Here is a 3579-nt window from a genome sequence, read left to right as displayed (position 1 = left end):
CAGGAACCCGCACCGGCAGGTTTAGCGCCAGGCACGGTTTATCAGATTGATGACCTGGCTTTTGCGGCCCGTCTTGCATTGTTTTTATGGAGTAGCCTTCCTGACCAGACCCTGACTGATTTAGCGCAGCGAGGGACATTGCGCGAACCCGCAGTACTTCGCCAGCAGATACAACGCATGCTGCGTTCAGACAAAGCCCAGGCACTGGTCGATAATTTTGCAGGCCAGTGGCTGTACTTGCGCAACTTGCCCTACCATGCGCCAGATGTGTTTGAATTTCCTCAATTCACCGTACCGCTGCGCCAGTCAATCGAAGGCGAAACCCGGTTATTCTTTACGCGTATTTTAAAGGACAATCGGTCAATCTTTGACTTTCTCAACGCCGAATACAGCTACCTCAACGAACAGCTAGCGGCCCACTATGGATTACCCGGCGTAAAAGGTCAGGCGCTCAGGCGGGTAGATCTGGATGCGCAATCAGGCCGTGGCGGCTTGTTGGGTCAGGCCAGTATTTTGACCTTAACCTCGAACCCCAATCACACCTCGCCAGTTAAACGCGGCAAGTGGATACTGGACAACCTGTTGGCAGCCAGTCCTCCGCCTCCCCCGCCTGATGTGCCAGCACTGGTTGCTGAACATGACGGTGTTGCGCTGACCGCCAGAGAACAGTTAAAGCGCCACCGTGAAGACCCCGTCTGCGCAGCATGTCACAAACGGATGGATCCGCTAGGCCTCGCCCTCGAGCAATATGACGCGGTTGGTGCGTTCAGAACAGAATACGCCAATCAGCCCATTGACGTGTCTGCACAAATGCCAGACGGCACTCAATTTGAGGGATTGCCGGGCCTGCATGACATTTTGTGGGAGCGGCGTGAACGTTTCGCAATTGCCTTTTCCGAACGCCTTCTTACCTATGCACTGGGCCGAGGCCTGGAAGCGTATGATCAGCCCACTATCAGGCAAATTGTTAAACAAGCCGGAAAAGATGGGTACCAAATACACAGCATTATTGAAGCCGTAGCAACCAGCATTCCTTTTAACGCAAAACACGTCCCGGAGACGACAAATGAAAAGCAACAGATCGTGCAAATTCACTGATCAAGGTGTCACTCGTCGTGCATTTCTTAAAGGGCTTGGCGTGTCGGTTACGTTACCGGTTATGGAATCGCTTGTTTCCAAAGCCCAGGCGAAGACGCTGGAGAACCGCCCCAAGCGGCTGACCGTATTTTATTCCCCGAATGGCGTGAGGATGCAGCGTTATACCCCGGCTGAAACAGGCGTAAATTACACAATGACGCCCGTGCTTCAACCCTTGTCTGGCGTACGCGATAAATTCACTGTGATTTCAGGGCTGGCGCACTATCAGGCCAGTGCTTTTGGCGATCCGCCCGCGGGTCACGGACGCAGCTGCCCCGCCTTTTTAACAGGGGCACATGCCAAAGCCACCGAAGGCTCTGACATTTACTGTGGCATATCAGCAGACCAGGTTGCCGCGCAGTTCTTCGCGAAAGATACGCAACTGGCTTCCCTGGAGCTGGGTATTGAGCCCCCCAGTTTGTTGGGCAGTTGCGATATTAATTACAGCTGCACTTATACCAATACCATTTCCTGGAAGAGCCCTACACAGGCGTTACCCGCCATGGTTGCACCCAGTGATGTGTTTGAACACCTGTTTGGCGATGGGAATACCATTGATGAGGCAACCCGCCAAATGCGTCTGGCTCACAAGGGCAGCATCCTGGATTTCATTCATGACGAAGCGAAACGCCTGAATCGCAATCTGGGCAGTCACGACCGTCATAAGCTAGACCAGTATCTGGAATCCATTCGCGATGTAGAACGTCGTATCAGCAAAGCCCGGCAAACCACCATTGAGATGAACCTTGCTGATCTCTCCGTGCCCGCCAATATTCCGCACGATTACGAAGAGCACGTAAAAATCATGCTGGACCTGCAAATGCTCGCCCTGCAGACCGACATGACCCGCGTCAGCACTTTTATGCTCGGCCGCGAATTGAGTAATCACGCCTACACCAACTTGGGCATTCCCGACGGTCATCATGCGTTGAGTCATCATGCGAATGACCCGGATAAAATCGACAAGTTGGTAAAAATCAATGCCTACCACATGCAACTATTCGCCGACTATCTGGAAAAAATGGCCAGCATTCCCGATGGCGAGTCCAATTTGCTGGACAACACCTTTGTGATCCGAGGGGCCTGTATTGGCGAATCTAACGACCATGACCATATGGACTTGCCCATTCTGCTTGCCGGTGGCGGGCTGCCCGGCAATCGTCATATCGCCGCCGAAAAACACACGCCAATGTGTAATTTATTGCTATCGGTATTACAAAACATGGGCGTGCCCATTGAACAATTTGGCGACAGCAACGGCCCGCTAGCCGGCTTAACGGCATAAGGAAACCATAAAATGAAATTCAAAACGGGTATTCTGCTAATCATTACAGGTCTAAGCGGGTGTCAGCTCGAACCGGATTACGCGCATGTTGATTCAACCTCGTTAACCGAGACTAACCAGCAGCGGTTACTTGAAACCAAAAAAGCCATACTAAGCCTGGATAGCAACAAAGTTCGTACGCTGCTCACTGAAATAGATGTTAATGCAGCGCTACCTGATGACTCCCGTTTGCTGGCCTGGGCAATAGAAACACAAACGCCAGCGCTGGTAGATTTGTTACTGGAGAACGGTGCCAAAGTAAACGTAGCCGGCGGTAACCGCTTCAGCCCGCTGATTCAGGCATGTCGATACGGCAATAGCGCCATTATTAACGCCTTATTGAAGCAAGGCGCAAACATACACAGCGCGATTGAAGATGGGACCAGTGCCTTTCATTTATGTGCGGCGTCGGCGTCAGGCGATACGCTTGCAATAATGATCAAGGCAGGCGCAGAGATTAATGGAGCTAACACTTACGGTCAGACACCGCTTATGTTCGCGGCCAATGCCGGTAACGTGAATAATCTTACCCTACTGCTAGACAGTGGTGCAGACATTAATCAACAAACGCATGAAGGCTACAGCGCATTGTTTTTCGCAATTAAGAGTCAGCATCTCGATGCTGCTAGGGCAGCTATAGCTCGCGGCGCTGATGTACTTCACAGCGCTCAGGATGGCGCAACAGCATCGCAATTAGCGGTGTATACCAGTAACTTTGAATTTTTAACCTGGTTCGCTAAAACCATGCCTTCTTTGCTCGCCAAAGAAGCAATTAACACACAACTGACAGCCTATGATCGCGACGGATACCAATTACTGCATCAGGCAGTAAAGGCCAATAAACCAGAGTTAGTCAGTGCTTTACTCGCGTTGGGTGCCGATCCCACAGCAATGAGTGAACCCTCTCGTTTGAAATGGCGATATGAAGCCAACTTTAAAACGCAGAGCTATCTGCCACCACAGCTTACCCCTTTCGAAATAGCAGAGAAAAATAAGCTCGAACACATTGCTGCCCTTTTGAGGAATAGCCGTGGCGTAATCTGACAGAATATATAAGAAGGTATAAAATGGTGCGTCTACCCTGATTCGAACAGGGGACCTCTACCATGTCAAGGTAG

3 protein-coding genes are annotated in these 3579 nt (G+C 51.2%); all 3 read left to right on the top strand.

Features of this window, described 5'->3' with window-relative positions; genetic code table 11:
* Positions 1-1098, top strand: a 1098-nt coding sequence (locus AC4MRN_RS20080; RefSeq protein WP_491204320.1) for a DUF1592 domain-containing protein, incomplete at its 5' end; no start/stop codon positions are given.
* On the top strand, positions 1067-2422 hold the full coding sequence (locus tag AC4MRN_RS20075) for a DUF1552 domain-containing protein (RefSeq protein ID WP_073324952.1): 1356 nt from the start codon (positions 1067-1069) through the stop codon (positions 2420-2422). The genes AC4MRN_RS20080 and AC4MRN_RS20075, both read left to right, overlap by 32 nt.
* A gap of 12 nt (positions 2423-2434) precedes the next feature.
* Positions 2435-3505, top strand: coding sequence for an ankyrin repeat domain-containing protein (locus tag AC4MRN_RS20070; protein ID WP_491204319.1), 1071 nt, complete (start codon positions 2435-2437; stop codon positions 3503-3505).
* Positions 3506-3579 lie beyond the last annotated feature (74 nt).

Source organism: Marisediminitalea sp., from assembly GCF_984433645.1.
This window is presented reverse-complemented; position numbering and strand designations above follow the sequence as displayed.

Coding starts and splice junctions, on each gene's coding strand:
- AC4MRN_RS20070 (WP_491204319.1), top strand. CDS start 2,435: ATGAAATTCAAAACGGGTATTCTGCTAATCATTACAGGTCTAAGCGGG.
- AC4MRN_RS20075 (WP_073324952.1), top strand. CDS start 1,067: ATGAAAAGCAACAGATCGTGCAAATTCACTGATCAAGGTGTCACTCGT.